At 66.8% G+C, this 26,436-nt stretch carries 22 protein-coding genes and 1 pseudogene; 13 read left to right on the top strand and 10 right to left on the bottom strand.

The window, feature by feature from the left end:
* Position 1 precedes the first annotated feature (1 nt).
* The 6 genes from AUL30_RS01440 to AUL30_RS01465 all read left to right on the top strand — a co-directional run bounded on the left by AUL30_RS01440 (position 2) and on the right by AUL30_RS01465 (position 7,485).
* Positions 2-880 carry an ABC transporter permease gene (locus AUL30_RS01440; protein WP_062226496.1) on the top strand — a complete coding sequence of 293 codons (879 nt, stop codon included), beginning with the start codon at positions 2-4 and terminating at the stop codon, positions 878-880.
* A complete protein-coding gene (locus tag AUL30_RS01445) occupies positions 880-1,800 on the top strand; it encodes an ABC transporter permease (RefSeq protein ID WP_062226049.1) in 921 nt (306 codons plus the stop codon). The genes AUL30_RS01440 and AUL30_RS01445 overlap by 1 nt, the downstream gene beginning before the upstream one ends.
* Positions 1,801-1,884: 84 nt before the next feature.
* Positions 1,885-3,474 (top strand): ABC transporter substrate-binding protein, encoded by a 1,590-nt coding sequence (locus tag AUL30_RS01450; protein ID WP_244490699.1) that lies wholly within the window; start codon positions 1,885-1,887, stop codon positions 3,472-3,474.
* Complete coding sequence (locus tag AUL30_RS01455; RefSeq protein WP_062226053.1) at positions 3,464-4,408, top strand: acetamidase/formamidase family protein; 945 nt, start codon at positions 3,464-3,466, stop codon at positions 4,406-4,408. Before AUL30_RS01450 ends, AUL30_RS01455 begins: the two co-directional genes overlap by 11 nt.
* The gene (locus tag AUL30_RS01460; RefSeq protein ID WP_157069804.1) at positions 4,405-6,159 is read left to right on the top strand and encodes an ABC transporter ATP-binding protein; all 1,755 of its coding nucleotides are present in this window, start codon (positions 4,405-4,407) and stop codon (positions 6,157-6,159) included. Before AUL30_RS01455 ends, AUL30_RS01460 begins: the two co-directional genes overlap by 4 nt.
* 108 nt (positions 6,160-6,267) lie before the next feature.
* Complete coding sequence (locus AUL30_RS01465; RefSeq protein ID WP_062226057.1) at positions 6,268-7,485, top strand: YeeE/YedE family protein; 1,218 nt, start codon at positions 6,268-6,270, stop codon at positions 7,483-7,485.
* 5 nt (positions 7,486-7,490) lie between these two features.
* Here AUL30_RS01465 and AUL30_RS01470 read toward each other — a convergent pair whose 3' ends face one another.
* From AUL30_RS01470 to AUL30_RS01500, 7 genes are all read right to left on the bottom strand, one after another.
* Positions 7,491-8,357 carry an EamA family transporter gene (locus AUL30_RS01470; RefSeq protein WP_062226059.1) on the bottom strand — a complete coding sequence of 289 codons (867 nt, stop codon included), beginning with the start codon at positions 8,355-8,357 and terminating at the stop codon, positions 7,491-7,493.
* A 2-nt stretch (positions 8,358-8,359) separates the two neighbouring features.
* Positions 8,360-9,040, bottom strand: a complete 681-nt coding sequence (locus AUL30_RS01475; protein WP_062226497.1) for an ABC transporter permease — start codon at positions 9,038-9,040, stop codon at positions 8,360-8,362.
* Positions 9,041-9,045: 5 nt separating this feature from the next.
* Positions 9,046-9,717: an ABC transporter permease subunit gene (locus AUL30_RS01480; protein ID WP_062226060.1), complete on the bottom strand. Its 672-nt coding sequence runs from the start codon at positions 9,715-9,717 to the stop codon at positions 9,046-9,048.
* Entirely contained in the window at positions 9,714-11,090 is a 1,377-nt protein-coding gene (locus AUL30_RS01485) for a M20/M25/M40 family metallo-hydrolase (RefSeq protein WP_062226061.1), read from the bottom strand. Before AUL30_RS01485 ends, AUL30_RS01480 begins: the two co-directional genes overlap by 4 nt.
* A 55-nt stretch (positions 11,091-11,145) precedes the next feature.
* Positions 11,146-11,925, bottom strand: a complete 780-nt coding sequence (locus AUL30_RS01490) for a transporter substrate-binding domain-containing protein (RefSeq protein ID WP_062226062.1) — start codon at positions 11,923-11,925, stop codon at positions 11,146-11,148.
* Between the two features lie 66 nt (positions 11,926-11,991).
* Positions 11,992-13,125, bottom strand: a complete 1,134-nt coding sequence (locus AUL30_RS01495; RefSeq protein ID WP_062226063.1) for an aminotransferase — start codon at positions 13,123-13,125, stop codon at positions 11,992-11,994.
* 32 nt (positions 13,126-13,157) lie between these two features.
* Positions 13,158-14,105, bottom strand: a complete 948-nt coding sequence (locus AUL30_RS01500) for an ornithine cyclodeaminase (RefSeq protein ID WP_062226064.1) — start codon at positions 14,103-14,105, stop codon at positions 13,158-13,160.
* A gap of 108 nt (positions 14,106-14,213) precedes the next feature.
* On the opposite strand from AUL30_RS01500, the gene AUL30_RS01505 reads away from it, so the two are divergent.
* Positions 14,214-14,783: a helix-turn-helix domain-containing protein gene (locus AUL30_RS01505; protein ID WP_062226065.1), complete on the top strand. Its 570-nt coding sequence runs from the start codon at positions 14,214-14,216 to the stop codon at positions 14,781-14,783.
* A gap of 61 nt (positions 14,784-14,844) precedes the next feature.
* Positions 14,845-16,056: pseudogene (locus tag AUL30_RS20040) on the top strand (MFS transporter); the annotation flags it as partial.
* 94 nt (positions 16,057-16,150) lie between these two features.
* On the opposite strand, the gene AUL30_RS19160 reads toward AUL30_RS20040, so the two are convergent.
* On the bottom strand, positions 16,151-17,107 hold the full coding sequence (locus tag AUL30_RS19160; protein ID WP_083507599.1) for a LysR family transcriptional regulator: 957 nt from the start codon (positions 17,105-17,107) through the stop codon (positions 16,151-16,153).
* 117 nt (positions 17,108-17,224) lie between these two features.
* Here AUL30_RS19160 and argH point away from each other — a divergent pair, with 117 nt between their 5' ends.
* The 4 genes from argH to AUL30_RS01535 are packed head-to-tail and all read left to right on the top strand — an operon-like array spanning position 17,225 to position 21,133.
* A complete protein-coding gene (gene argH / locus AUL30_RS01520) occupies positions 17,225-18,643 on the top strand; it encodes an argininosuccinate lyase (RefSeq protein ID WP_062226068.1) in 1,419 nt (472 codons plus the stop codon).
* 14 nt (positions 18,644-18,657) lie between these two features.
* Positions 18,658-19,494, top strand: a complete 837-nt coding sequence (locus tag AUL30_RS01525) for an amino acid ABC transporter permease (RefSeq protein ID WP_062226498.1) — start codon at positions 18,658-18,660, stop codon at positions 19,492-19,494.
* A 3-nt stretch (positions 19,495-19,497) separates the two neighbouring features.
* On the top strand, positions 19,498-20,271 hold the full coding sequence (locus AUL30_RS01530; RefSeq protein WP_062226069.1) for an amino acid ABC transporter ATP-binding protein: 774 nt from the start codon (positions 19,498-19,500) through the stop codon (positions 20,269-20,271).
* Between the two features lie 22 nt (positions 20,272-20,293).
* Positions 20,294-21,133, top strand: coding sequence for an ABC transporter substrate-binding protein (locus AUL30_RS01535; RefSeq protein WP_062226070.1), 840 nt, complete (start codon positions 20,294-20,296; stop codon positions 21,131-21,133).
* Positions 21,134-21,247: 114 nt separating this feature from the next.
* Here AUL30_RS01535 and ssb read toward each other — a convergent pair whose 3' ends face one another.
* Entirely contained in the window at positions 21,248-21,808 is a 561-nt protein-coding gene (gene ssb, locus AUL30_RS01540) for a single-stranded DNA-binding protein (protein ID WP_062226071.1), read from the bottom strand.
* Positions 21,809-22,055: 247 nt separating this feature from the next.
* Between ssb and uvrA the strand changes: the two genes are divergently transcribed.
* Positions 22,056-24,932: an excinuclease ABC subunit UvrA gene (gene uvrA, locus AUL30_RS01545; RefSeq protein ID WP_062226072.1), complete on the top strand. Its 2,877-nt coding sequence runs from the start codon at positions 22,056-22,058 to the stop codon at positions 24,930-24,932.
* On the opposite strand, the gene AUL30_RS01550 is transcribed toward uvrA, so the two are convergent.
* Positions 24,894-26,426 carry a bifunctional ADP-dependent NAD(P)H-hydrate dehydratase/NAD(P)H-hydrate epimerase gene (locus AUL30_RS01550; protein ID WP_062226073.1) on the bottom strand — a complete coding sequence of 511 codons (1,533 nt, stop codon included), beginning with the start codon at positions 26,424-26,426 and terminating at the stop codon, positions 24,894-24,896. The two genes, uvrA and AUL30_RS01550, sit on opposite strands and share 39 nt — an antisense overlap.
* Positions 26,427-26,436 lie beyond the last annotated feature (10 nt).

A 26,436-nucleotide genomic window follows, 5' to 3' on the forward strand; every position in this document is an offset into this window, starting at 1 on the left:
CATGACCGTCGCCACCGGCGGGCCACCGCCTCAGGGGGTGATGAAGCGTCTCCTGCGCCGTCCGCTGGCTGTGGCGGGCCTGGCGATCATTTTCGGCACGGTGGCTGCGGCCCTGCTCGCCCCCGTCATCGCGCCCTTCGATCCGAACGCGCAGTTCTTCGACGCGCTGTCCTTGACCGGCGAGCCCCTGGCGCCCAACGCCACCTACTGGCTTGGCAGCGACCTCCTGGGCCGGGATCTTCTGTCCCGCATGCTTTACGGGGCCCGGACATCCCTGCTCATCGGCGTGGTGGCGAATGGCGCAGCCCTTCTGATCGGCACGATGGTCGGGGTGACGGCGGGCTATGTCCGCGGATGGACCGGCGCGGTGCTGATGCGCTTCACGGACCTGATGATGTCCTTCCCGGCGCTGCTCCTGGCCATCTGTCTGGCGGCCATCCTGCGCCCGAGCCTGTGGATCGTCGCGCTCGTCATTGCGCTGGTCAACTGGGTGCAGGTGGCCCGCGTCATCTATACCGAGACGAGCGCCATCGCCGAACGGGAGTTCATTGCGGCCGAACGCACCCTCGGCGCGTCGGGCCCGCGCATCCTGTTCCGGCATATCCTGCCCCACCTCCTGTCCACAGTGATCGTGTGGGGTACGCTCGGCATCTCCACCACAGTGCTACTGGAAGCCACGCTCTCCTATCTCGGCGTCGGCGTTCAGCCGCCCATGGCGTCCTGGGGCAACATCATCTTCGAGAACCAGACCTACTTCCAGGTCGCCCCCTGGCTGGTCTTCTTTCCCGGCGCGGCAATCCTGATCGTGGCGCTGGCCTTCAACCTCGTGGGCGACGCGCTGCGCGACGTGCTCGATCCGACCGAGCGGGGGCGTGACTGATGGCCCTGTACATCGCACGCCGCCTCGTCCAGGCGGCGCTGATCCTCCTCGGCGTATCGGCCATCACCTTCGCGCTGCTCTACTGGCTGCCCGCCGATCCCGTCCGCCAGATCGCCGGCCGCTCTGCCACGCCGCAGACGGTCGCCAACATCCGGGCGCAGCTCGGCCTCGACCAGCCATTCTTCGTCCAGTATGGCCGCTACCTCGCCAATCTCCTGCAGGGCGATCTCGGCCGCTCCTACCTGCAGCGCTCGGAGGTCAGCGAGTTGATCGCAGCCCGCCTGCCCGCGACGCTGATCCTGATGGGCGCGGGCATCCTGTGCGAATTGCTGATCGGCGTGACCATGGGCCTCTGGGCGGCCGTGCGGCGCGGCACCGTAACGGACCGCGCTTTGATGGTCGGCTCCTTCGTCGGCGTGTCTGCCCCACAATTCGTGGTCGGCCTTCTGCTTCTCTATGTCTTCGGCGTGCGGCTCGGATTGCTGCCGATCTCGGGCTACGGAAGCGCGGCCCATATCGTCCTGCCGGCGCTGACGCTCGGCATATTGGGGGCCGGCTGGTATGCCCGCATGGTCCGCTCGTCGATGATCGACGTCCTGCGCCAGGACTTCATCCGCACGGCCCGTGCCAAGGGCCTGTCGCGCCGCGTCGTTCTGTTCCGGCACGCACTGCCCAACGCCCTGCTGCCGATCGTCGCCATGATCGGCATCGACATCGGCGTCTTCATGAGCGGCATCGTCGTGGTGGAAAGCGTCTTCGGCTGGCCGGGTATCGGCCAGCTCGCCTGGCAGGCCATCCAGCGCGTCGACATTCCCATCATCATGGGCGTCACGCTGGTGTCCGCCTTCGCCATCGTCCTCGGCAATCTCGTCGCGGACCTTCTTGCCCCCTTCATCGACCCCCGCATCAAGCTCAGGTGATCTGTCGTCCCCTGCCTTCCTAACAAGGAGCATCGCGTGACCCGAACCTTCCGAACCTCCATCCTGTCCACCGCCCTCGCCGCCATCCTCGCCGTCGGAGCGCCGGCCATCGCGCAGGAGGCCGCTCCCAAGGCGGGCGGCGATATCGTCATTACCTACAAGGACGATGTCGCCACGCTCGACCCGGCCATCGGCTACGACTGGCAGAACTGGTCGATGATCAAGAGCCTCTTCGACGCGCTCATGGACTACGAGCCGGGCACCACGGAGCTGCGCCCCGACCTTGCCGAAAGCTACGAGATCTCCGACGACGGCACGGTCTTCACCTTCCACCTGCGGGACGGGGTGACATTCCACAATGGCCGCGCCCTGACGGCCGAGGACGTCAAATACACGCTGGACAGGGTGACCAACCCGGAAACGCAAAGCCCGGGCGCCGGCTTCTTCGGGTCCATCAAGGGCTATGACGATGTGGCCACCGGCAAGGCGACGAGCCTGTCCGGCGTGACGACGCCCGATGCCCGGACGGTGCGGATCGAGCTTTCGCGGCCCGATGCGACCTTCCTGCATGTGATGGCACTGAACTTCGCCCATGTCGTCCCACGTGAGGCGGTGGAAGAGTTCGGCCCCGATTTCGGCCGGCACCCGGTCGGCACGGGCGCCTTCAAACTGGCCGACTGGACGCTCGGCCAGCAGCTCGTCTTCGAAAAGAACGCAAACTACTGGCGCCAGGGCGTGCCGTATCTGGACAGCATCACCTTCCAGATCGGGCAGGAGCCCATCGTCGCGCTGCTGCGCCTGCAGCAGGGAGAGGTCGACATTCCGGGCGACGGCATCCCGCCCGCCAAGTTCCAGGAGGTCATGAACGATCCGGAACAGAAGGCCCGTGTGGTGGAAGGCGGCCAGCTCCACACCGGCTATGTCACGATGAACGTGCGGATGGAGCCCTTCGACAAGCTGCCCGTGCGCAAGGCCGTGAACATGGCCATCAACAAGGACCGTATCGTCCAGATCATCAACGGGCGTGCGGTCCCGGCCAACCAGCCCCTGCCCCCGTCCATGCCGGGTTACGTCAAGGACTATGAGGGCTATGCCTACGATCCGGAAGGCGCAAAGGCGCTTCTGGCGGAAGCCGGCCTTGCCGATGGTTTCGACACCGAGCTCTACGTCATGAACACCGATCCGCAGCCGCGCATCGCCCAGGCGATCCAGCAGGATCTGGCCGCCATCGGCATCCGGGCATCGATCCGCTCGCTGGCGCAGGCCAACGTGATCGAGGCCGGCGGCACAGAGGACGGCGCGCCGATGATCTGGTCCGGAGGCATGGCCTGGATCGCCGACTTCCCGGATCCGAGCAACTTCTACGGCCCGATCCTCGGCTGCGCCGGCGCGGTGCCCGGCGGCTGGAACTGGTCCTGGTACTGCAACGAGGCGCTCGACGCCCGGGCGGCCGAGGCGGACGCCATCGTCGATCCGGCCCGCGCCGAGGAACGCTACGCCGCCTGGGGCTCGATCTACACCGACATCATGAAGGATGCGCCCTGGGTGCCCGTCTTCAACGAGCAGCGCTTCACCATGAAGAGTGCCCGCATGCAGGGAGCGGACAACCTCTTCGTCGATCCGGTCCACATCCCGATCAACTACGATTATGTGAGCGTCAGCGATGTGCAGTAATTGCGACTATACGATCCACGGTCGCCACTTCCATTATGGCTGGGACAATTCTTTGCCGCCCGCCGAGCGGGTGGCGCCCGGCGCGCGCATCGAGTTCCAGTGTCATGATTCCTCCGGCGGGCAGTTGACGGCGCAGTCCGGCGTGGCGGACATCGCCGCGCTGGATTTCGGCCGCATCAACCCGGTGACCGGTCCCATCCACGTGGACGGGGCCGAACCCGGCGATGCCTTGAAGATCACGATCGAGGAGTTCAAACCGTCCGGCTTCGGCTGGACGGCGAATATCCCCGGCTTCGGCCTTCTGGCCGATCAGTTCACCGAGCCGGCGCTGGCGCTCTGGTCCTATGATGCGGCATCGCTGGCGCCGGCCGCCTTCGGCGTGCATGGGCGCGTGCCGCTCAAGCCTTTCGCCGGAACGATCGGCGTGGCCCCGGCCGAGCCGGGCCACCATTCCGTCGTGCCGCCGCGCCGGGTGGGCGGCAATCTCGATATCCGCGATCTGTCGGCGGGGACGGTTCTCTACCTGCCGGTGGAGGTTGCCGGGGCGCTCTTCTCCGTGGGCGATACGCATGCCGCCCAGGGCGACGGCGAAGTCTGCGGCACGGCCATCGAAAGCCCTATGAACGTCGTCCTGACGCTCGACCTCGTCAAGGATGCCCGGCTGAAGATGCCGCGTTTCACGACGCAAGGTCCGGTGACGCGGCATCTCGACGCCAAGGGCTACGAGGTGACGACGGGTGTCGGCGCCGACCTGATGGAGGGCGCGCGCCAGGCCGTTGCCGACATGGTGGAGCTCCTGGCGGGGCGGTACAACCTCAACCCGGTGGATGCCTATATGCTCGTATCGACCTGCGGGGACCTGCGGATCAGCGAGATCGTGGACCAGCCGAACTGGGTCGTGTCCTTCTACTTCCCACGCTGCGTGTTCGAATGATGGACAGGACGGTCGAAGCCGGGCCATTGCTCGATGTTGCGGACCTGACGGTCACGGTCGGCGGCACGCGGCATCCGCGCGCCGTCGTCGACGGCCTGAGCTTTTCCCTCCAACGGGGCGAGACACTCTGCCTTGCCGGAGAATCCGGATCAGGAAAATCCGTTACCTCACTGGCAATCATGGGTCTTTTGCCGCGGCCGGCCACCCGGCTTGCCGCCGGCTCGATCCGTCTGGCCGGCCAGGAGCTGACGCAGCTGGCCGAACCGCAGATGCAGGCCATCCGCGGCGCGCGCATTGCGATGATCTTTCAGGAGCCGATGACCTCGCTGAACCCGGTCCTGACGATCGGGCGGCAATTGACGGAAACCGTCCTGGCGCATCGCGGTGTCCCGGCCGCGGAGGCGCGCCGCATGGCCATTTCCGCGCTCGACGCCGTGCGCATACCGCGTGCTGCCGAGCGCATGGGCGCCTACCCGCATGAAATGTCCGGCGGCCAGCGCCAGCGCGTCATGATCGCCATGGCCTTGATGCTGCGCCCGGATGTCCTGATCGCCGACGAGCCGACCACGGCGCTCGACGTCACGGTGCAGGCCCAGGTGCTCGATCTCCTGCGCGAGCTGCAATCCGACCTTGGCACGGCCATTCTTCTGATCACGCACGATATGGGCGTCGTGGCGCAGATGGGTGCGCGTGTCGTTGTCATGCGGCACGGCCGCAAGGTTGAGGAGAACACCACTGCCGCCTTCTTCCGCGCGCAGGAGACAGCTTATGCACGGGACCTCCTCGCGGCCGTTCCACGGATCGGCGCCGGACCCGGCCACCAGCCCACGCGCCAGCTTGCGCCGGCCGCGCCCGTGCTCGACGTGCGCGGGTTGACGGTCAGCTATCCCGGCCAGTCCGGGCTTCTCATCCGCAAGGCGTCGCCGGTCCAGGCGGTCAAGGGCGTGTCCTTCCAAGTCGCAGCGGGTGAGACGTTCAGCCTGGTGGGGGAATCGGGCTGCGGCAAATCCACGACGGCGCGTGCGCTGATGGGGCTCGTGCCCTTCGGCGGAGAGGTCATCTTGGCCGGGGCGCCCCTGTCGGGGCGCGACGCGGCCTCCGCCCGCCAAGCGCGGCGCGATCTGTCCATGATCTTCCAGGATCCCTACGCCTCGCTGGACCCACGCATGACAGCGGGCGATCTCGTCCGCGAGCCGCTCGACATCCATCGTATCGGAACCCTGCCCGAACGCCGCGACCGCGTGGCAGACCTGTTCGCTCGCGTCGGCCTGCCGCAGGATGCGATGGGACGCTACCCGCACGAATTCTCCGGCGGCCAGCGGCAGCGCCTGGCCATTGCCCGCGCACTGGCGCTCCGGCCCCGGCTGATCGTGGCCGATGAAAGCGTGTCGGCGCTCGACGTTTCCGTCAAGGCGCGCGTCCTGGATCTCCTGCGTGTCCTGCAGGCCGAGTTCGGCATCGCCTACCTGTTCATCAGCCACGACATGGCCGTGGTCGAAAACATCTCGGACCGGGTGGCGGTCATGCTGAACGGGCGCATCGTGGAGACCGCGCCGCGCGACGTGCTCTTCAACGATCCGCGTCATCCCTACACGCAAAGGCTGATCGAGGCCGTGCCGGTGCCCGATCCCGCAGCTCGGCCGCGCCGGCGCCATGGCGGAGCCGCGCCTGCCGGCGGCGAGCTGCCCACCCCCTCCGGCGCATTGGCCGAAATCGCCCCGGGCCATTGGGTCGCCGGAGCGGCAGCGTGAAAGCCTGTTCCGGTCCAAGGCCGAATTACGCAACGCCATTCTTCGAAACCATAATGTAACCATACTATCTACCCGGATGTACCGATATTCATTCCGGGATATGACATCATGTCTTCCATAACCGCACCGACGCGGGATATCGCCGCGCCGTCTCTGGGCCTGTCCGGCTTTGGCGCGGCCGCGGCGCTGCTTCTCGGCACGCTGGCGCTTGGCCTGACCTTCGGCGCGCGCCAGGCCGCGCTGTTCCTGGTGGGCGGTGCCCTGGGGCTGGCGCTGTACCATGCCGCCTTCGGCTTCACCTCCGCCTGGCGTGTGTTCATCAGCGAGGGTCGTGGCCGCGGGCTGCGGGCCCAGATGGTGCTCCTGGCACTTGCCGTCGTCCTGTTCTTTCCCGTCCTCTCATCCGGCAGCCTCTTCGGCATGGAGGTTCGCGGCAACGTCTCACCGCTCTCCACCTCGGTGCTTGTCGGGGCCTTTATCTTCGGCATCGGCATGCAACTGGGGGGTGGTTGCGCGTCGGGAACGCTGTTTACGGCCGGCGGCGGCAATGCACGCATGCTCGTGACGCTTCTCTTCTTCATTGTCGGCTCGGTGCTGGCGACGATCAACTTCGACTGGTGGGTGTCCCTGCCCGGCTTCCAGCCCGTCACGCTGGTGTCGCTCGGCGCGCCGCTCGGCATCGCCGTGTCGCTTGCCATCTTCGCGGCCATCGCCGGACTGACCGTCCTCGTCGAGCGGCGGCGCAACGGCCAGCTTGAAGCCGCGCCACCCAGCCCGCGCCATGGCCTGGCGCGCTATCTGCGCGGCCCCTGGCCGCTGGTCTTCGGTGCCGTCGCGCTGGCCGTTCTGAACTTCGTCACGCTTGCCCTGGCCGGCCGGCCCTGGGGCATCACCTCGGCCTTTGCCCTGTGGGGTGCGAAGGCATCGCAGCTCGTCGGCATCGACCCGACGGCCTGGGCCTACTGGCAGATGCCGGGCAATGCACGCGCCTTGAGTGAAAGCGTCTTTGCGGACATCACCTCCGTCATGAACTTCGGCATCATTGCCGGTGCGATGCTGGCGGCTTCGCTCGCCGGGCGCTTCGCCCCCTCGCTGCGCATTCCGCTGCGCTCGCTCCTGGCGGCCGTCCTGGGCGGCCTCCTCCTCGGCTATGGCGCGCGGATCGCCTATGGCTGCAATATCGGCGCCTATTTCTCCGGTATCGCATCGGGCAGCCTGCATGGCTGGCTGTGGGCCGTGGCGGCCTTTGCGGGCAATGTGATCGGCGTGCGCCTGCGGCCCTTCTTTTTCGGAGAGGCACGCACCGCCCGGGGCGATGGCGCCTGATCCTGTCAGGCCGCGTCACCCTGTCGGCCCGACAGGGTGACGCCGACACTCGCCACAACCACGAGCGCCGTTCCGACGATCTGCAACAGGGCCAGCGGCTGGTCCAGCATGGCGGCACCGACAAGGGATGCCGCAGCAGGCTCCAGGCTCATCAGAATGCCGAAGGCGACGACCGGCATGCGGCGCAGGGCCGTCAACTCCATCGCATAGGGAAGCAGCGGCACCAGGAAGGCGATGCCGACGATCGCCCCGAACATATCGACGCTCAGCCCGGACCGTGCCGACAGGATGCCGAAGGGCGCACTGGCCAGGGCCGCCACCAGAAGGGACGCCGCAAGCCCGTCCAGCCCCTCGAATAGGACGGAGCTGCGCTTCATCAGGATGATATAGGCTGCCCAACCCGTGCCCGCGCCAGCGGCAAAGAGCATCCCCAAGGGTTCGCCGACCCAGCCCGTCCCGTCATGGGACAGGAACAGCACCCCGATGAAAGCCGCCGCAGGCCAGACGAGCCGCCATCCGCCGAGCCCGAAGGCGGCGACGGCAAGCGGTCCGAGAAAGTCGATTGCCACGGCAAGACCCAGGGGGATGCGCTCGATCGCCGAAAAGAAGCAGAATGTCATGCCGGCCATGGCGATGCCGAGCCCGACCGCTGCCGTCCATTGCCGGCGGTCGAAGGCCAGGAAACGCGGCCGCACCACGAGGGCCAGCACGACAGCCGCCACAGAAAAGCGCAGGAAGGCGGCCGTTGCGGGGCCGATCTCCCGGATCAGGCCGGCAGACAGTGCCGAGCCGAGCTGGATGCAGAGGATCGACACGAGGCAGAGCGCGACGCCGGTGGAAAGCCCCCGTGACGGGGCCATGGAGAAGCTCATGATCAGCGGCCCGGAATGGCGACGCGCCGTTCCAGAAGGCCGAAGACCTTGCCGAAAAGGGCGCCGAGCAAAAGGTAGATCGCCCCGGCGATCAGGAATGTCTCGAAGGGCGCGTAGGTGCGGGTCACGAAGGTCCGGGCAGCGCCGGTCATTTCCATGACGGTGACGGCGCTGGCAAGCGTTGACCCTTTCATGACCAGGATGATCTCGTTGCCGATGGCCGGAAGGACGGACCTGTACACCTGTGGCAGGACCACCCGCACGAGCAGCGCGAAACGCCCGAGCCCCAGCGCCTGGCCGGCCTCGACCTGGCCGGGCGGCAGTTGGCGCAAGGCGCCGGCCAGGAGTTCGGCCATATAGGCCGCCGAGTTCAGCCCGATGGTCAGGATCGAGCAATAGACGGCGCTGCGAAGGATCGGCCAGAAAATGCTGTCGCGGATCGCCTCGATCTGCCCGAGGCCGTAATAGACCAGGAAAAGCTGAACCAGCAGCGGGCTGCCCCGGACGGCGAATGTGTATGTGGCTGCCGGGCGGCGCAACCAGGGGCTTTGCGCATTGCGCGCCAAGGCCAGCGGCAGGGCGAGCACCTGGCCCAGCACGAACGCCGCCAGCGTGATGACCAGCGTGAGCTGGAACCCTGTCATGATCGTCTGGAAGGCCGGCAGGAAAAGATCGACGGACATGGGGATCACCGCGTCTGGGGCGAAAGGCGGCGGCGATAGGCATCCATCGCCAGGGTGGACAGGCCGGTGATCAGCACGTAGAGCGCCGCGGCCGCCAGATAGAAGGCCAGCGGCTCATGGGTGGCGCCGGCCGACACGACGGATTTGCGCATCAGCTCCTCGAGCCCGACCACGGATACGAGCGCGCTTTCCTTCAGGATGACGAGCCACTGGTTGCCGAGCCCGGGCAGTGCCCGCGCCATCAACTGCGGCAGGATGACAAGCCGGAAGGCGCGGGGGCGGTGGAGCCCGAGCGCCAGCGCGGCCTCCCACTGGCCATCCGGCACGCTGTTCAGCGCCCCGCGCAGGATTTCCGTCAAGTAAGCTGCGGACACGGCAGACAGGGCCACGATGCCGGCTGTCAGCGCGTTCACTTCCACATAGTCGCCGACGAGCCATGTCAGAAAGACCGTCCCGCCATAGAAGACCAGAAAGATGACGAGGAGTTCGGGCAGGCCCCGGATCAGCCCGACATAGGCCGCGATGATACGTTGCAGGGGCGCCGGGCCGAACACGGCCACCGGCGCCATGATGAGGGCGGCCAGGAAGCCGGTGACGAAACTGCCGGCCGCGACCACCAGCGTCACGCCGAGCCCCTGCAGGAGCTGCGGGTAGTAGAGTATCAGCGCCTCGATCATGCGCCACCCCCTTGGTGCCCGTCACTGCCCTCGGCGCATCTCTGCGACAGGCAGGCGAAGAAATCGCCGGCAAAGCCGATCATCATCTCGAACTGGTCGATGCGGATATTCTCGTCCGGCGCATGCAGCCTTGCGCCATGATGGGTCAGCCCCGCGCCGAAGAGCGTCGCCCCCATGCGGTGGACGAAGCTGTAGGCCGGGCCCGTGGCCGGGCTGCTCGGCTGGATGATGGGCGGCTGGCCGAACCATGTGTGCAGGAGCCGCTCGCCCGCCGCGACCGCCCAATGCGCGGGGTCGCTGCGCACGGCGAGCATTTCGTCGTCAAGGACGGTCATCTCCACGTCGTCGAAGCCGTGGCGGTCCAGATGCTGCCGGACGAGCCGCGCCATCACCTTGGGATCCTGCCCCGGCACGAGGCGGAAATCGAGCTTGGCGAAGGCTTCGCAGGGCAGCACCGTCTTGGTCCCTTCCCCGCCATAACCGCCATGGATCCCGTTGACGTTCAGGCAGGGGCTCAGGTTGAGGCGGGCGTAGAAATTGTCTCTATCCACTCCCTCGAGCAGACGCTCGCCGCCCGTTTCGCTCCGCAGCGCGTCGAGGCTGTAGGGTGGCTTTGCGACGAGCCCGGCAACACGGGCTTCCGGCGGCTCGACTGCGGCGTCGAACCCGTCGATCAATATGGTCCCGTGCGCATCGCGCATGGAGGTGATGGCGGCGGCCATCCGCCAGAGCGGATTGTCGAAGACGACGCCGAGACTGGAGTGGAGATCGCTCATCGCCGTCCGGCACTTGAGGTCGATCGCCAGAATGCCCTTGAAGCCCATCAGGACGACCGGCCGTCCGCCGGCATCGACCTCGCCATATTCCCACCAGCACAGATCGGCCCGCGTATCGGCAAAGCGCCGTTGCACGAAGCGGTCGAGGTTCGGACTGCCGATCTCTTCCTCGCCTTCCAGAACCCAGATCAGACGAAAGTTCAGCGGCGCGGGATGCTGCGCACGGAAGGCGCGCCAGCCGGCCAGGCGGCTGACGAACTCCCCCTTGTCGTCGGCGGCACCGCGGCCGTAAAGCCGGCCATCGCGCTCCGTCAGGTCGAAGGGCGGGCTCGACCAGAGGTCCAGCGGCTCTTCGGGCTGCACGTCGTAATGATTGTATATGACGAGGGTAAATGGCCCTTCGCCCGTCTGCGCGACGATGAAGGGTGCGGTCCCGCCAGGGTGGCGCTCGGTCTTGAACCCCGCTTCCGCCAACAGGCTTTCGACCTTGGTCGCGCAGGATTCCAGGGCCTCGCCGCGCGCGCTGACGGAGCGGATGGCCACGAGCTCGGCCAGATCCTGCCGCGCCTGCGCGATGATCCCGGGTTCGACTGTCATGCCCGCTTTCCGCCATGGGTGGGGCGGCGCGTCGCGCGCCGCCCCCCGTGAACCCTTACTTCTTGGCTATATCGTAGCCGAACCAGGTCTGGGAAATCTTCGCGATGGTTCCGTCCGACAGCATCCCCGTCACGGCTTGGTCGACCTTGCCCTTCAGCTCGGCATTGCCCTTCTTGAGCGCCACGCCCTGGCCGCTGCCGAACTCGGCAAAGTCGGCACTGGTCAAGAGCGGCCCGGCATAGACGAGCTTGTCCGCGCCACGGTCCTTGACCAGCGGCTCCCAGGCCGAGCGTTCCATGAGCCCGGCGTCGATACGGCCGGCCACCAGATCGTCCGCGACCTGGTCGGGCCGCTCATAGACGCGGATGTCGGCATCGGGGAAATGCGCGCGCACGACCTGCTCGTGCGTCGTGCCCGTCTGCACGCCGATCACCGCGCTCTCAAGCGCCTGCGACAGTTCCGCCGCCGTCTTGGCGGAGGCGGCGTCGGCACCGGCCGTCACCACGACGGCGTTCGGCGCGTCGGCATAAGCGACCGAGAAGTCGACCTTTTCCGCCCGTTCCGGGTTGATCGACACGCCGGAGATGACGAGATCGAACTTGCCGATCTGCAGGCCCGGCAGGAGCCCGTCATAGGCCTGGTTCTGCCAGGAACACGTCGCCCCGATGCGCTTGCAGATCTCGTCCCCGACATCCTTGTCGAAGCCGACGATCTGGCCTGCGGCATCGACCGATTCCCAAGGCGGATAGTCCGCGCTGGTCCCGATCCGCAGATCCTGTGCTCCGGCCGTTCCGGCCAGGAGCGATAGCGTCAGGGCAGTCAGAAGAAGTCGCATTCTCGTCTCCTATAAAGTGAAGGAATCCGCCCCGGCTTCGGGACGGAGCGGATCGTCTGCGTGGCCTCAGGCGGCCGCGGCGCGGCGGCGTTCGAAGAAGCGGGACATGCGCTTCAGTCCCTCGCGAAGCACCGCCTCGCTATTGGCGTAGCCGATGCGCAGCGTTCCTTCCATATCCATGGCGCTGCCGGGCGTCAGCATGACACCGGTTTCATCCAGAAGCTCGATGCACAGGGCCTCCGACGCTATGGGCAGATCGCAGTGCAGAAGCGCCGTGGTGCCCGAGCGGGGCTTGATCCAGTCGATGGAAGGTTCCGCATCGACCCAGTCGGACAGGATCGAGAGATTGGTGCGGGTGATGGCCTGGTTGCGGGCCAGAATCTTGTCCCGGTTTTCCAGCGCGATGGCCGCGAAATAATCGTCGAGCATGCCGACGCTGATCGTGTTGTAATCGCGGTGGATGGACACGGCATGCAGAAGCTCGACGGGCCCGACGATCCAGCCGAGCCGCAGCCCGGCCAGCGAATAGGCCTTGGACATGCTGCCGGTGCTGATCCCCTTCTCGTAGAGGTCGGCGACGGAGGCGGTCACGCCGTCACCTTCCTGGTCGATGCCGCGATAGACCTCGTCACACAGAAGCCAGGCGCCGCAGCCCCGGGCAATGTCCACGACGGCTTCCAGGAAGGCGCGGTCCATCAGCGAACCGGTCGGGTTGTTCGGATTGTTGATGACGATGAGCTTGGTGCCGGGCGTCGCCAGCGCGCGCAGCTCGGCAAGGTCGGGCAGGAACCGGTTCTCTGCCCGCAGTTTCAGGATCTGCACATCCGCGCCGTAGCTTTCCGGAATGGAGTAGTGCTGCTGATAGGTGGGCAGGACGGAGATGACCCGATCGCCCGGTTCGACCAGCGTTTCATGGACGAGCGCATTGGCGCCGATGGCGCCGTGGGTGATCGTGACGTTTCGCGCTTCCTGCCGCTCATACTGGGACGCGATCAGGCCGCGCAGCCTGTCGCTCCCCTCGATCGCACCATAGGTCAGCTTCATGGGCAGCAGTTCGTCGAGGATGGTCTGCGTCTTGCCGGCGATGGACAGAAGCTCCTGGACCGTCAGCGATTCCACGCAGGTTTCCGCCAGGTTCCATTCGCACTGGGTCTCATATCGGTTCATCCATATCTCGACCCCGAAATCCCGGATCTTCATGGCACTCTCCTGCGGTTCGTAACGTCAGCGTGTCAGTTGCTCATCACCGCCAGGACGGCGGCGGCAGCGGCGATATCTTCAAGGCCAAGGCCGACCGAGCGGAAGAAGGCCGAGCGCTCGCGGCTCGGCAGCGCCGCGCGCCCGCTCACGAGTTCCGGCAGGTCGCCGATCAGCCGGTCGGCGCTCCACACGCCGCTTTCGGTGGCCAGCACCATCTCGCCGGCAACACCGGGCGTCGTCTGCCGATAGTCGCAGTAAACATCCATCGCGCCCAGAAGCTGCGGGTCGATCTCGTGCGCCCTGGGCGCATTGGTGCTGACCGAGGTGACGAGGCAGCGCGCAGGAAGCCGGGCTATGTCGATGACCGGGGCGGCGGCCGATGTGCAAAGCATGACGACGTCCGCCCCTTGGGCCGCAGCGTCGGCATCCGTATGGAAGGTCACGGGGGTGCCGTCGCCGATCGTGCGCGGCGCGGCGTCCCGCCCCCGGCCGGAGCGTGATACGAGGCGGACCTCCCGCCACGGGCGGATCGACGCCGCATGCCGCAGATGGGCAAGCCCCACAGGGCCGGCGCCGACGACGGTCAGGATGCCTGCATCGGCGGCCGCCAGATGCTCGGCGGCCAAAGCGGTCGTGGCGGCCGTGCGCTCGGTCGTCAGGCGCGCGGCATCGCACACGAGAAGCGGCCGGCCCGTATCCATGGACATGAGCATCGTCCAGGCGGTGACGATGGCCCCGCTCGGCCCCGGAATATAGGGGGACAGCTTGGCGCCGAAGACCCGTTGCGGCGCCAGCACGCCGAGATAGGTGATGACGTCCCCACCGCCCTGCGGGAACAGGCTGAGCGTCTGCGGCGGCTGTACGGCGGCGCCATCGGCCAAAGCCGCGAACATCGTGCTCAGCGCGGCGCGCAGGTCGAGCCGCCCGAGCACCGCGTCCAGCATTTCGGCATCGACGATGCGCGGGGGTTCGACTTTCATGTCCAAGGGTCCATGATCGCAAGGGTCGATAATGATGCCGCCCGGTCCCTGTGGACCGGATCGGAAGAAAGCCTTTGATGCGCCGCGGCATCTGAGCTAGGAAAGCTTATGAGCAGTATATTGCGCAGTCAAGACGGATCGGATGTGCTGGCGCATGTTTCGGACAATCTGCGCCGGCTGCGGCTGGCGTCGGGCCTGAGCCAGGCAGCTTTGGCCAAGGCGTCCGGCATCAGCCGCCGCATGATCGTGTCGGTGGAAGCGGGCGAGGCCAATATCAGCCTGTCGAGCCTCGACAAGCTGGCTGCCGCCATGGGGGTCGGCTTCGTGGACCTGGTGCGCGACCCGGCGCGCGGATCGCAGGACGACATCGATCAGGTCACCTGGCGCGGCACCGCGCCGGGCAGCTCGGCCGTACTCCTGTGCTCGGCGCCCGCCGCGCGCGAGGCGCAGATGTGGCATTGGACCCTTGGCCCGGGTGACCGCTACGACGCGGAGCCCGACCCGCAGGGCTGGCACGAAATGATCTTCGTGATCGAAGGCACGCTCGACCTCGAACTGCACGATGACCTGCGGCGCCAGCCGGCCGGCAGCTATACCGTCTACGGCACCGACCGGGCCTACGCCTATGCCAATCGTGGCGAGGGGCCGGTGCGCTTCATCCGCAACGTCATTTCCTGAATGGCGGCAGGCACCAGAAAGGCCTATCCTCCCATCCCTCTAGGGAACGGAGGGTGGCCGCATGGCCGATGACGGGCGGAACACCTCCGGGCAGCGGGCCGTTCTGGCGGCGACGATCCTGGGCTCCAGTCTGACCTTCATCGACGGCGCAGTGGTGAATGTGTCGCTGCCAGCGATCGGCGCGCAACTCGGAGCAAGCTTTTCGGCGCTGCAATGGGTCGTCAGCGGTTATATGCTCACTCTGGCCAGCCTGATGCTGGCGGCCGGTGCGCTGGGCGACCGTTGGGGCCATGCCGTGGCCTTTTCGCGCGGGCTTGTCCTGTTCGGCCTTGCCTCGCTTCTTTGCGCCCTTGCGCCCGGTGTCGAGGTGCTGATCGGGGCGCGGCTGGCGCAGGGCGCGGCTGCGGCGCTGCTGGTCCCCGCCAGCCTTGCACTCATTGCCGATCATTTCAGCGGCGCAGCGCGTGGCCGTGCCATCGGCATCTGGGCCGCGGCCAGCGCCATGACGACGGCCATCGCCCCTCTGATCGGCGGCTTCATGATCGATTCCCTGGGCTGGCCCAGCGTGTTCCTGATCAACCTGCCGCTCGCCGCCGGTGCATGGTGGCTCCTGCGCGCCGCGCCGCCGCAGCCGCAATCGTCCCAGCCGCCGCGCGCCGATCTTGCGGGCGCGGCCCTGGCGACGCTGTCGCTCGGCCTGATCAGCTTCGGCCTCATCGCGCTTGGAGAAGGAGCCGGATGGCGGGGCGGCGGTGCGCTGATTGCCGGGCTCATCGTCCTGGTCGGCTTCGCTCTTCAACAGGTCCGGTCCGCCGATCCGATGATCCCGCCTTCCATGTTCCGAATCCGCCTGTTCGCAGGCGCCAATCTTCTGACGGTGCTTCTCTATGCCGCCTTTTCGGGCGGGTTGATCATGGTGCCCCTGGTGCTGATCGAAACGTCGGGCTTCTCTGCAGCGGCGGCCGGTGCGGCGCTCCTGCCAATTTCGATCCTGATGGGCCTGTTCTCCGCAAGCTCGGGGCGGCTTGCCCAGCACATCGGGCCGCGGCTGCCGCTGACGGTCGGGCCGCTCCTCTGCGCGGCCGGCTTTGCCATCATGGCGGGAACCGGCCCTTCCTTCGGCTACGCCGTCGGCTTCCTGCCCGGGCTCATCGTCCTCGGCCTCGGCATGGTGCTGACGGTCCCGCCGCTGACCACGAGCGTCCTGGACGCCGTGCCCGATACGCAGAGCGGCCGCGCCTCCAGCATCAACAACGTGGCGGCCCGCACGGGCGGCCTTCTGGCCGTCGCGGCCCTGGGGCTGGCAGTTGCAAGCGGGACCGGTGGCGGGATCGCCGGGCCGGCCGTGGGCGCGGCCATGCAACGGGTCATGCTTGCGGCGGCGCTCCTGTCGGCCGGCTCGGCGCTGGCGGGCTGGTGGGCGACCGGTCACGCGCCACCTCCTCGGCCAGCCAGTCGTGGAACAGGCGCAAGGCCGGCCGCGCCGGCCGCTCCGAAGGCCAGGTGAACCAGTAGGCGTTCGGGCTGCGAAAGCCGATGCCGCCCGCTTCCCGCAGGAGCCCGGCGGCCAGTTCCTCGGCAATCAGCCGGCGCGGAATCAAAGCCAGCCCCTGCCCCGCAATGGCGGCGCGGATCACCAGCGTATAAAAGCCGAACTCGACGATGTGGTTGGGCCGCTCGGGAAGGTCCAGGCCAGTGGCGTGCTGCCTGAGATCGGCCCACCGGTTCGGCGTGCCGGGATGTTCCAGCATGGTCGACGCCGCCAGCCAACGCTCTGCGCCGAGCATGTCGAGCTTGGCCAGATAGGAGGGTGCGCCGACCAGGCGCACATCCTGTCCGTTCACATACAGGGCATGCTCCCCGGAAAAGGGCGGTGCACCATACCGAAAGGCCGCGTCCGGCTCAGCCTGGCCCGGCGTGCGGAAGCTCGTGAACTGCACATCCACATGCGGATGGCGCTCGGCAAAGCGCGCGAAACGCGGCAGGAGCCACCTGTCGCCGAAGATTGGCAGCGTGTGAAGCCGCAGGACATGATCGTCACCCGCCAGCCGGGCGACCTCCAATGCGGCATCCTCCATGGCCTTGACGGCCAACCGCGCCTGCCGCACGTAGATCTCCCCCGCCGGGCTCAGCCGCAGGCCGGTCGGATCCCGCAGGAAAAGGGCCGTGCCGACCCGCTCCTCCAGCTTTGTCAGTTGCTTGCTCACAGCGCTCTGGGACAGGTTCACCACATCGGCCGCCGCAACGGTCGAGCCGCGTTCGGCAAGCGCCAGCAGAACCTTGAGTGATGTGGAGATCGGAAGCCGGGAGGAGAAACTCGTCATACCGATGGCTTAGACCGCCCTATGCCAGAATGGAATTCGGGGAGTGAAAAACTTTCATTTCCAGTTGCAGCCGGTCCCTGCCTAGTCTTCGTGCATGATCTTTTAGGAGGCACTCTAATGACATCGGCAGCCCTTTGGGGCGGGCGCTTTCGCGCCGCGCCCGATCCGGCGCTCACCGCCTTCTCGCGGTCCGACCCGAGCCATCTGCGGTTGTTTCCGCAGGATATTGCCGGCTCGCGTTCCCATGCGCGGGAGTTGAACCGCGCCGGCATTCTGACGGCGGATGAACTCACCTCCATGCTCCGCGCCCTCGATGCCATCGAAAGCGACATTGCCGATGGCATCAAGGTGCCCGCGCCCTCGGACGAGGACATCCACACCTTCATCGAGCGGCTTCTGATCGAGCGGCTCGGCGATCTCGGCGGCAAGCTGCGCGCCGGTCGCTCGCGCAACGACCAGGCCGCGAACAATCTGAAGCTTTATCTGCGGGACGAGGCCCGCCATATCGTTGCCGGCCTGATCGGGCTTTGCGAGGCGCTCGTGGCGCAGGCCGAACGGCATGTCGAGACGCAGGCCCCCGGCTTTACCCACCTGCAGGCAGCGCAGCCCATCGTCTTCGGGCATCAGCTTCTCGCCCATGCCCAGGCGCTCCTGCGCGATATGGACCGCTTCCTGGACTGGGACAAGCGCTCGGCGCGCTCCCCGCTCGGCGCGGCCGCCCTTGCCGGCAGCGCCATCGCGCTCGACCCGCAGGCCAGCGCGGCCGAACTCGGCTATGATGGCGTCTGCGAAAATTCCATCGATGCCGTCGGCAGCCGCGACCATGTCGCAGAGTTCCTCTTCGTGACCGCCATGATCGGCGTCGACCTGTCGCGCCTGTGCGAGGAGATCATTCTCTGGTGTTCGCAAGGGGCCGGATGGGCGCGCCTCGACGACCGTTTCGCCACCGGCTCCTCCATCATGCCGCAGAAGAAAAACCCCGATATCGCCGAGCTGACGCGCGGACGCAGCGCGCGGCTGATCGGCAATCTGAACGCCATGATGATCGCCCTTAAGGGCCTTCCTTTCGCCTATAATCGCGACCTGATCGAGGATAAGCGCGCGGCCTTCGAGACGGTGGATTCGCTGCACCTCGTCCTTCCCGCCATGACCGGTCTCATCGCCACGCTGAGTTTCGACACGGCGCGGATGGCACAGGCCGCAACATCGGGCTTCACCCTTGCCACCGAAATGGCGGACTGGCTTGCCCGGCGGGGTATTCCCTTTTCGCATGCGCATGAGATCACCGGCCGCGCGGTGCGCTATTGCGAGGACAAGGCGATCGGCCTCGACGCCCTGACCGATGACGACCTTGCCGCCATCGACCCCGCTTTGGATGGCGATGTGCGCCAGCACCTGAGTGTCGAGGCAGCGCTGGCCGCCCGCTCCGGCTTCGGCGGCACGGCGCCCGCCGCCGTCCGCCGGCAGATCGCGCGTTACGCGGCGGCCCTGGCCGGTCCACGGGCCTTCGCCACCGGTGGGAGCCGGCAGCCATGACGCACAGCGCCCCGATGATCGACCCGCACAGCGGCGCACCGCTCACGGTGATCGCCCGCCGTCATTACGGCCGCTGGCTCGCCACCGCGCTGATCCTGGCGGCGCTGGCGGGCATTGTGCGCGCCTTCGCCGTCGGGCAGATCGAGTGGCCCGTCGTGGCGCAGTTCTTCACGGCGCCGGCCATCCTGCAGGGCCTCGTCAACACCATCATCATGGCAATCGTCGCCATGGCGCTCGGCATCACGCTCGGCGTGCTCTTCGCCGTCATGGTCATGTCGCCCAACCCCGTCCTGCGCAACAGTGCGCGGGGTTACATCTGGTTCTTCCGCGGCACCCCGCTGATCCTGCAATTGCTGCTGTGGTTCAATCTGGCGCTCGTCTTCCCGACGATCGGGATCCCCGGCCTGATCGAGTTCCGCACCGTGGACCTCATCACCCCCTTCGTGGCGACGCTCCTCGGGCTCGGCATCAACCAGGGCGCCTATACGGCGGAGGTCGTGCGCGCGGGCATCCTGTCGGTCGATCACGGCCAGACGGAAGCCGCACAGGCCATCGGCATGGCGCGTCCGGCGGTTCTCCGGCGCATCGTCCTGCCCCAGGCGATGCGGGTCATCATTCCCCCGGTCGGCAATGAGTTCATCTCGATGGTCAAGCTGACCTCTCTTGCCTCGGTCATCCAGTATTCGGAAATCCTGCGCAACGCGCAGACGATCTACTTCGCCAACGGCCGGGTCATCGAGCTCCTGATCGTGGCGGCCATCTGGTACATCGCCGTCGTCTCCGTCCTGTCGGTCGGGCAGTTCTTCCTGGAGCGCCATTTTTCGCGCGGCTATGCAAAGGGAGGGCGTTGAACCATGGCGCAGGCAAAACCCCTGGTCGAAGCCTTCGGCCTGACCAAGACCTTCGGCACGCTGCGCGCGCTCGACGATGTCGCTCTGTCCGTGCCGCGCGGCGAGGTCCTGTGCATCATCGGACCTTCGGGCTCGGGCAAGTCCACCCTTCTGCGCTGCCTCAACCAGATCGAGAGGCCCGATGCCGGGCTGATCCTGATCGATCAGGAATTGGCCGGCTACCGGCGCGATGGTGACAGGCTCTACGAGCTGGATGACAAGGCCATTGCGCGGCAGCGGCTCGCGGCCGGCATGGTGTTCCAGCGCTTCAACCTTTTCAGCCACATGACCGTCCTGCAGAACGTGATGGAAGGGCCGGTCACCGTGCTCCGGCGGCGCAAGGCGGAGGTACGCCAGGAGGCGCTCGACCTCCTCGACCGCGTCGGCCTTGCCGACAAGGCGGGCGCCTATCCGAGCCAGCTTTCGGGCGGCCAGCAGCAGCGCGTCGCCATCGCCCGTGCGCTTGCCATGCGGCCCAAGCTCATGCTGTTCGACGAGCCGACCTCGGCCCTCGATCCGGAGCTGGTGGGCGAAGTGCTCACCGTCATGCGCGATCTGGCCGCCACGGGCATGACGATGATCGTCGTCACCCATGAGCTGGGCTTCGCCCGCGAAGTGGCCGACCGCGTCGTCTTCATGGATGCCGGGCGGATCGTCGAAGCCGGCCCGCCCGAACGCGTCCTGTCGAACCCGCAGGAAGAGCGCACACGCAACTTCATCGCAGCCGTCCTGTCCTGAAGAACCCACAAGGAAACCCGATATGAAACAGCCCCTCGCCGCCGCCCTGGTCCTGTCCGCTGGCCTCATCACGGCCGTGCCGGCAGTCGCACAGGAACTCCCCGCCCGGATCAAGGAAGCCGGCCGGATCGTCGCCGCGACCAACCCGAACTATGCGCCGATCGTCTACAAGGACCCGGCCACAAACGTCCTGCAGGGGCTCGATATCGACCTCGGCACCGCCATTGCCGAAGAGCTCGGCGTCGAGATCGAATGGCAGGAGACCGAGTTCGTCCAGATGCTGCCTTCGCTGCAGACGGGGCGCGTCGATATCGCGCTCGCCGGCATGTCGGACATCGCCTCCCGCCGCGATACGGTGGACTTCGTGGACTACATGTCGTCCGGCGCGCAGTTCTACACGCTGACGCAGCTTGCCGGGAGCATCAAGGAGCCGACCGATCTTTGCGGCAAGCGGGTCGGCGCATCGCGCAACACCAATTGGCCGTCCGACATCACGGCCTGGAGCGAAGCCAACTGCGTGGCGGCCGGGCTGGAGCCGATCGATGTCGTCGGCACGGAGGGCTCGGTGGACGCACGCACGCAGCTGCGCAGCCAGCGGCTCGATGCCGCCGTACAGGGCAACGAGACGCTGCCCTATTTCCAGAAGCTGGAACCCGATACCTATGTGTTGATCGGCGCGCCGATCACCCGGACGCTGGCCGGCATTCCCACGGTGAAAACGGAAGAAGGGGAACAGATCCGCGATGCGGTCGCCGGCGCCTTGAAGCGCCTCCAGGACAGCGGCCGCTACCAGGAGATCTTCGCCTCCTACGGGCTGGCCGAAAATGCGGTGGACGATATCCAGATCAACGCGGGCGAGTAGACCGCATCAGACCCGCCCGTCGGCCGTCTCGGCCGCGCGGGCGGGCTGCAATAGTCTTCAGGTCTTGAGACACGGCGCGGCGGCAACGCCGCGCCGTTCATGCGGGAACGTGGCTCAGAAGGGGATCTCATCATCCATGTCGCTGCCGCCCCCACCGCCGCCGCGGCCGCCACGATCGTCATAACCGCCACGGCCGCCGCCGCCTGATCCACCGCGATCCTCGTAGCCGCCGCGTCCGCCGCCGCCGCCACGGCTGCCGCCGCCCCCGCCGCCGCCGCGATCCTCGTAACCACCGCCGCCTTCGAAGCCGCCGCCGCCTTCGCCGCGACCGTCGAGCATCTGAAGCTCACCACGGAAGCGTTGGAGCACGACTTCCGTCGTGTAGCGCTTCTGGCCGGACTGGTCTTCCCAGGAGCGGGTCTGCAACTGGCCCTCGAGATAGACCTTCGCGCCCTTCTTCAAATACTGCTCGGCAACCTTGACGAGGTTCTCGTTGAAGATGACGACATTGTGCCACTCGGTGCGCTCCTTGCGCTCGCCCGACTGGCGGTCACGCCAGGTCTCGGACGTGGCGATGCGCAGGTTGACGACGGCATCGCCCGAGTTGAGGCGGCGAATCTCCGGATCGGCACCGAGATTGCCGACCAGAATGACCTTGTTGACGCTGCCTGCCATATGGAACCTCTTGCGAACCTGAACTATTCGGATGTCGGGCCGCGACGCTAGAACATCCGCTTCCGGCGGCCAAGCCAGGCGGAACGCCTTTCCGGGCGCCATCCACATGCGTCGCGACAATTGACTGGAACAAAGAAAGAACATACAAACGAATGCGTCAAGTGTTCCCGTCAGGCGCCTTTCAACATTGCCTTCCATCACCGATATGGGAGGGAACAGATTTTCCGATGTCAGACCCGGCCGGCCGATGAAAAACGTCATCTCCATTCGCGGTGCCCGCGAGCACAATCTCAAGAATGTCGATCTGGACATTCCCCGCGACAAGCTCGTGGTGATGACCGGCCTGTCCGGCTCGGGCAAGTCGTCGCTCGCCTTCGACACCATTTATGCGGAAGGCCAGCGGCGCTATGTCGAGAGCCTGTCGGCCTATGCCCGCCAGTTCCTGGAGATGATGCAGAAGCCCGATGTCGACCAGATCGACGGGCTCTCCCCCGCCATCTCCATCGAGCAGAAGACCACATCGCGCAATCCCCGCTCCACGGTCGGCACCGTGACGGAAATCTACGATTACCTGCGCCTTCTCTTCGCGCGTGTCGGCATCCCGTATTCCCCGGCCACCGGCCTGCCCATCGAAAGCCAGACGGTCAGCCAGATGGTCGACCGCGTGATGGAGCTGCCGGAGGGCACCCGGCTCTACCTGCTGGCGCCCTTCGTGCGCGGCCGCAAGGGCGAGTACCGCAAGGAGCTGGCGGAACTGCAGAAGAAGGGCTTCCAGCGCGTCCGCATCGACGGCACCTTCTACGACATTGCCGACGCCCCGGCGCTGGACAAGAAGTACAAGCACGATATCGACGTCGTCGTCGATCGCATCGTGGTGCGGGGGGATATCAAGTCCCGGCTTGCCGACTCGATGGAAACGGCGTTGAAGCTCGCCGATGGCATTGCCGTGGCGGAGTTCGCCGACACGCCGGACGATCAGGGAAAGCCGCAGCAGATCGTCTTCTCCGAGAAGTTCGCCTGCCCGGTTTCCGGCTTCACGATTCCCGAGATCGAGCCGCGCCTCTTTTCCTTCAACAATCCGTTTGGCGCCTGCCCGGTCTGCGACGGGCTCGGCTCGCAGCGCGCCATCGACCCCAAGCTCATCGTCCCGGATGAGAACCGTACCCTGAAAGCGGGCGCCATCGCGCCCTGGGCCAAGTCGACCTCTCCCTACTACACGCAGACGCTGGACGCGCTGGCGGCCGAATACGGCTTCAAGCTGACAGATCGCTGGTCAAACCTGCCGGAGGCTGGCCGCAACGCCATCTTGCACGGCACGGGCACGAAGAAGATCCAGTTCCGCTACAGCGATGGGCTGCGATCCTACAATGCGACCAAGAGTTTCGAGGGCATCGTTCCCAATCTCGAGCGGCGCTGGAAGGAAACCGACAGCGCCTGGTCGCGTGAGGAGATAGAGCGCTACATGTCGGCGACGCCCTGCCCGGCCTGCAGCGGCTACCGGCTGAAGCCGGAGGCGCTGGCCGTCAAGATCGCCGGTTGCCATATCGGCGAGGTCACGGCCCTGTCCATCCGTGGCGCCGCGGACTGGTTCGAGGCGCTGCCCGAAAAGCTGACCCAGAAGCAGAACGAGATCGCCGTCCGCATCCTGAAGGAAATCCGCGAGCGGTTGAAATTCCTGGTGGATGTCGGCCTGGACTATCTGACCTTGTCGCGCAATTCCGGCACCCTGTCGGGCGGGGAAAGCCAGCGCATTCGCCTGGCCTCGCAGATCGGCTCGGGCCTGACCGGTGTTCTCTATGTGCTGGACGAGCCGTCCATCGGCCTGCACCAGCGCGACAATGCCCGCCTGTTGGAGACGCTGAAGCACCTGCGCGATATCGGCAACACCGTCATCGTGGTGGAGCATGACGAAGACGCCGTCCTGACGGCGGATTATGTGGTGGATATCGGCCCGGCTGCCGGCGTCCATGGCGGCCAGGTCATCGCGGCCGGCACGCCGGATGAGATCATGGCCAATTCGCGCTCTTTGACGGGCCAGTATCTGTCGGGCGCGCTCGGCGTTCCCGTGCCCCAGAAGCGGCGCAAGCTGCAAAAGGGCAAGGCGATCAAGGTGGTGGGCGCGCGCGGCAACAATCTGAAGAACGTGACGGCCGAAGTCCCCATGGGTGTGATGACCTGCGTCACGGGCGTATCGGGCGGCGGCAAGTCCACCTTCCTGATCGAGACCCTGTTCAAGGCCGCGGCCCGCCGCGTGTCCAATGCGCGCGAGGTTCCGGCCGAGCATGACCGCATCGAGGGGCTGGAGCTCCTGGACAAGGTCATCGATATCGACCAGTCCCCGATCGGCCGGACGCCCCGCTCCAACCCGGCAACCTATACGGGTGCCTTTACGCCGATCCGCGACTGGTTCGCCGGGCTGCCGGAGGCCAAGGCGCGCGGCTACCAGCCCGGGCGCTTCTCCTTCAACGTGAAGGGTGGTCGATGCGAGGCATGCCAGGGCGACGGCGTCATCAAGATCGAAATGCACTTCCTGCCGGACGTCTACGTCACCTGCGACGTGTGTCACGGCAAGCGCTACAACCGCGAGACGCTGGAGGTGACCTTCAAGGAGAAGTCCATCGCCGATGTCCTGGACATGACGGTGGAGGAAGCGGTCGACTTCTTCGCCGCCGTGCCGGCCGTGCGCGACAAGCTCGTGACGCTGAAGGAAGTCGGGCTCAGCTACATCAAGGTCGGCCAGCAGGCGACGACCCTGTCGGGCGGCGAAGCCCAGCGCGTAAAGCTTGCCAAGGAACTGTCGCGCCGCGCCACGGGGCGCACCCTCTATATCCTGGACGAGCCGACGACCGGCCTGCATTTCCACGATGTTGCCAAGCTCCTGGAAGTCCTGCATTCGCTGGTGGACCAGGGCAACACGGTTGTCGTCATCGAGCACAATCTGGAGGTTATCAAGACGGCCGACTGGGTGATCGATATCGGGCCGGAAGGCGGCGATGGCGGGGGCGAGATCGTCGCCACGGGCACGCCGGAAGACGTGGTCAAGGAGGCCCGGTCCTGGACCGGGCGCTTCCTCAAGGAGCTCCTGTCACGCCGGCCAGCCGGGAAGGCTGAAGCCGCAGAGTGAGTAGAGCGCGCTGATCGCCCGGGGCATCTGCCCCGGCAGGTCTTCCGCGATCAGGCCGGGCCCGTGCAGGCGCGCGGCCACACCGTGAAGCCAGACCGCGGCGGCCGCCGCCTCGAAGGCCGGCACGCCATTGGCAAGCTGGGCGCCCACCAGGCCCGCCAGAACATCGCCCGTTCCGGCTGTCGCCAGAGCGGGCGTGCCCGTTTCGTTGATAAGGGCGCGGCCGTCGGGCGCGGCGATGACCGTGTCGCTTCCCTTCAAGACGATCACCGCGCCGCTCTGCCGCGCCGCGCGGCGGGCCATCTCGACCTTGCCGGCATTTTGCTCAGCGGCATCCTGCGGGAACAGCCGTGTGAACTCTCCCATATGCGGCGTCAGCACCAAATGGTCGGGCGCGGCAGCGCCGAGCTGGAACAGGTCGGCCGCATGGTCGGCGAAGGAGCTGATCCCATCGGCATCGAGCACCAGGGCACGACCCGCTTGCAGGATGCCGCGGGCATAGCTTCGCGCATCGGGCCCGATTCCGAAGCCCGGCCCCAGGACGAAAGCGTTGAGGCGCGTATCCGACAGATGCCCGGCCAGTTGCTCCGCGTCGTCGCAGCGGCGGAGCATGATGGCGGTGAGCTGGGCAGCGTTGACCGCCAGCGCCGAGCCGGGGGACATCAGTGTGACCAGCCCCGCCCCGCCGCGCAGAGCCGCCATCGCAGCCAGGCGCGCCGCGCCCGTGTGGCTGTGACCACCGGAAAAGACAACCGCGTGCCCGCGCGCATATTTATGCGCTGCGCGCGCCGGCACACTGAGTCGATCCGCCCATATTGCCGGATGGTTGGCGGCAAGCTGCGGATCGATGCGATCGAGGACGAGGTCTGGAATGCCGATATCGGCCACGTGCAACCGCCCGCACAGCGACGCGCCCGGCTCCAGGAGATGGGCCGGCTTGCGGCGAAAGAAGGTGATCGTCTCCGTGGCCGGCGCCGCCGTGCCGAGAATCGATCCTGTCGTCCCGTCGACCCCGCTCGGCAGATCGATGGCAAGGATCGGCAGGCCGGAAGCCGCCAGCCGCTCTACTGCCGCCGCATAGATGCCCTCCAGCGGCCGATCGAGCCCTGCGCCGAACAGGCCGTCTATGGCGAGGACATGGTCGGAGGGATCGAAATCACCGAGCGCGGCGAAGCGACCGCCCTGGATCTTCAACGCCTGCGCCGCATCGCCGCGCTTGGGGCTGACGTGAAGGAACAGCCGCACGTCGCGCCCCTCCTCGGCCAGGATCGATGCGGCCAGGATCGCGTCTCCGCCGTTGTTCCCGGGCCCGGCCAGAACGGCGATGGACCCACCGGCGGACAGGGCCTTGGCGCGCTCGGCGACGGCCTGGGCCGCCCGCTGCATCAGCGGGAAGCTGCCCGCGCCCAAATTTGCAGCGATATCATCTGCTTGGGCCATCTCCTGCGGCGTCAGCACGGCGTGTTCTTTACAGGAATTGCCCAACCAGATCATTTTTTGCACA

It is taken from the genome of Aureimonas frigidaquae (assembly GCF_001463905.1).
GTDB classification, from domain to species: Bacteria; Pseudomonadota; Alphaproteobacteria; order Rhizobiales; family Rhizobiaceae; genus Aureimonas; species Aureimonas frigidaquae.

Bases quoted from the DNA above. Each gene is read 5' to 3' on its own strand.
- AUL30_RS01440 (WP_062226496.1), top strand. From the start codon at position 2: ATGACCGTCGCCACCGGCGGGCCACCGCCTCAGGGGGTGATGAAGCGT.
- AUL30_RS01445 (WP_062226049.1), top strand. From the start codon at position 880: ATGGCCCTGTACATCGCACGCCGCCTCGTCCAGGCGGCGCTGATCCTC.
- AUL30_RS01455 (WP_062226053.1), top strand. From the start codon at position 3,464: ATGTGCAGTAATTGCGACTATACGATCCACGGTCGCCACTTCCATTAT.
- AUL30_RS01460 (WP_157069804.1), top strand. From the start codon at position 4,405: ATGATGGACAGGACGGTCGAAGCCGGGCCATTGCTCGATGTTGCGGAC.
- AUL30_RS01465 (WP_062226057.1), top strand. From the start codon at position 6,268: ATGTCTTCCATAACCGCACCGACGCGGGATATCGCCGCGCCGTCTCTG.
- AUL30_RS01470 (WP_062226059.1), bottom strand. From the start codon at position 8,357: ATGAGCTTCTCCATGGCCCCGTCACGGGGGCTTTCCACCGGCGTCGCG.
- AUL30_RS01475 (WP_062226497.1), bottom strand. From the start codon at position 9,040: ATGTCCGTCGATCTTTTCCTGCCGGCCTTCCAGACGATCATGACAGGG.
- AUL30_RS01480 (WP_062226060.1), bottom strand. From the start codon at position 9,717: ATGATCGAGGCGCTGATACTCTACTACCCGCAGCTCCTGCAGGGGCTC.
- AUL30_RS01485 (WP_062226061.1), bottom strand. From the start codon at position 11,090: ATGACAGTCGAACCCGGGATCATCGCGCAGGCGCGGCAGGATCTGGCC.
- AUL30_RS01490 (WP_062226062.1), bottom strand. From the start codon at position 11,925: ATGCGACTTCTTCTGACTGCCCTGACGCTATCGCTCCTGGCCGGAACG.
- AUL30_RS01495 (WP_062226063.1), bottom strand. From the start codon at position 13,125: ATGAAGATCCGGGATTTCGGGGTCGAGATATGGATGAACCGATATGAG.
- AUL30_RS01500 (WP_062226064.1), bottom strand. From the start codon at position 14,105: ATGAAAGTCGAACCCCCGCGCATCGTCGATGCCGAAATGCTGGACGCG.
- AUL30_RS01505 (WP_062226065.1), top strand. From the start codon at position 14,214: ATGAGCAGTATATTGCGCAGTCAAGACGGATCGGATGTGCTGGCGCAT.
- AUL30_RS19160 (WP_083507599.1), bottom strand. From the start codon at position 17,107: ATGACGAGTTTCTCCTCCCGGCTTCCGATCTCCACATCACTCAAGGTT.
- argH (WP_062226068.1), top strand. From the start codon at position 17,225: ATGACATCGGCAGCCCTTTGGGGCGGGCGCTTTCGCGCCGCGCCCGAT.
- AUL30_RS01525 (WP_062226498.1), top strand. From the start codon at position 18,658: ATGATCGACCCGCACAGCGGCGCACCGCTCACGGTGATCGCCCGCCGT.
- AUL30_RS01530 (WP_062226069.1), top strand. From the start codon at position 19,498: ATGGCGCAGGCAAAACCCCTGGTCGAAGCCTTCGGCCTGACCAAGACC.
- AUL30_RS01535 (WP_062226070.1), top strand. From the start codon at position 20,294: ATGAAACAGCCCCTCGCCGCCGCCCTGGTCCTGTCCGCTGGCCTCATC.
- ssb (WP_062226071.1), bottom strand. From the start codon at position 21,808: ATGGCAGGCAGCGTCAACAAGGTCATTCTGGTCGGCAATCTCGGTGCC.
- uvrA (WP_062226072.1), top strand. From the start codon at position 22,056: ATGAAAAACGTCATCTCCATTCGCGGTGCCCGCGAGCACAATCTCAAG.
- AUL30_RS01550 (WP_062226073.1), bottom strand. From the start codon at position 26,426: ATGATCTGGTTGGGCAATTCCTGTAAAGAACACGCCGTGCTGACGCCG.